Here is a 1,868-nt window from a genome sequence, read left to right as displayed (position 1 = left end):
AACAGAGAAACCGGCGGAAGTCCAGCTCAAGTTGACGGCCGCTAAATTCCGCCAAGCCATTAAAAATGGCCATTTAAAATTGCACCGGCTCCAAGCCCACAACCAAAAATCCAATTCACATCCAAGTTCACCCTCAAAAAAAAACCAGCTCCCACCGACAAATTCGATAGAAAACTGGTCCACTTTTCTAAACATCCACTAACTTACTCCGCCGGCACTCCTCATGAAACGCCCGCAGCCGTTTCGTCCGCTCCATCAGCGTCTCCAGGAAATAATCCCAATCATCCACACGCTTCAACTTCTTATACAACGTCCGAAGCTTCTTCAAATGCCGCACCGCCATCTTATAGCTCGACCGATTCTTCTGATCAATCTCCCGCTGTGCCGTCTGATGAAGCATACCTAGCAGCACTTCGGGCCGTTCCTTCTCAATCACCTTCAAGCGATCCTTCGGCAAATCATAAAAATCCAGCCCGACAAATGCTTGAAGCTCACCCCAGCGGTCATACTGCTTGCGCTCAAACAACAGATACTCATACTCCCCAAAACTATATGGCAGCATCACGAGCAAAGCGCGCTCATACAAATCGAAACGATCATTCTCCCCGCAATAGTTGGTTACACTTTTAATCGCACTCCGAGCAAACGTCACACAGCTATGATAACCGCCTAACGCCGTCAAATAGGCTTTCACTTTTTGCAAAAATAACTCTATCAAAACTCCAACCCGGCGCCACGCCTTCAAAACGGACAAATACTCAATCCAATAAAGCAGATAAGGGACAATCTCCTCATCTTCAAATTGGCCAATCAGCTTCAGCGCCGCCTCATCATTCCCAATGAGCAGATTGAGGTGAATCCCGGCGACCATTAGGACCAACGGGTTCTCCCAATCCTGAAGCCCTTTTAGTGCGGCCTGAATTTTGGTCAACTCAGCCTCACGCCATGCCTTCTTTTTGAAAAAAACCACCCACAAATGCCGGTACAAGAAAATCCGTTCATACTCCAGCCCATGGGCACAACGCAAGAGGTCAAATGCGTCATCCTTTAGCCGCTCAATAAATTCATCAAACGCAAACGGCAGAGACTGTACGCCAATTTTTATCGCGAGTTCTTCCGCATCATCTATCAAATTGTGAAATAAGTGAAGATAGGCACGCTTTACCGTATCCTCATCATGGCCCAGCGACTCACTTAGCGCCGCCAGTTTCCGGAATGACACCACAATTGCAACCATTTCATATAGCAGCCGCCATTCTTGCTCAACCGGCGCGCTCGCATGGATACGCCGCTCATAAATCCCGTACAGCTCCGGAATGACATAGGGGCTTGTATACTTTTTCGATGCAAGCAGCGTATCAAAACTCACCTCAAACGACTGCACCCAACGGCTGTAGTCCGGCTTCATAATGCTGTTTGCTTTAACTAAATCCTTCGCCGTCTGCATACCCCAGTCGGAAGCTTCCTTTTGCTCGCGGGCAGGTTCACGCCAAGCCGTTACCCAGTCTCCGACACTGCCAAACTTGGAAAAAGCCGCGAAAAAGGTCGCCACCTGGTGACGGCAAAAGCCCTCGGCTGGACAGGTACACGTACTCATCGAGGCAAAGACTAAATCGAGCTTCACATAAACACGCGTCACGTCTTGGACCATAGAGGTAATTTTATCATTGAATATTTGTAATTGCTTCACCACCCCTTGACGGTAAAGCATTAAACCCTTTTGAATAAGCTTCGCATCCTCTGTATCAGTAGGAACGAGCATCTCCCGAACCTGTTCCTCAAAATGTTCCATTTGTTCACTAGCAGGTGTGGACTCCAAGGCCGCAACCCCCTTTAAAAAAATCCATATTCCTCTATTATAACCAAAA

The 1,868-nt window shown here is 48.0% G+C and carries 2 protein-coding genes; both read right to left on the bottom strand.

All coding sequences use genetic code 11. The features are described 5' to 3' along the window. Nucleotides 1-195, bottom strand: a 195-nt coding sequence (locus V7266_RS19150) for a hypothetical protein (RefSeq protein WP_335469969.1), incomplete at its 3' end; no start/stop codon positions are given. Next, nucleotides 188-1,868 (bottom strand): SWIM zinc finger family protein (locus V7266_RS19145; protein ID WP_335469968.1); only part of this gene is annotated, 1,681 nt, incomplete at its 5' end. The genes V7266_RS19145 and V7266_RS19150, both read right to left, overlap by 8 nt.

Origin of the sequence: Neobacillus drentensis (assembly GCF_036965645.1) — a bacterium.
Taxonomy (GTDB): Bacteria; Bacillota; Bacilli; order Bacillales; family Cytobacillaceae; genus Neobacillus; species Neobacillus drentensis_D.
The sequence above is the reverse complement of the archived record's forward strand: the minus strand, read 5'-3'. Positions and strand labels throughout refer to the sequence as shown.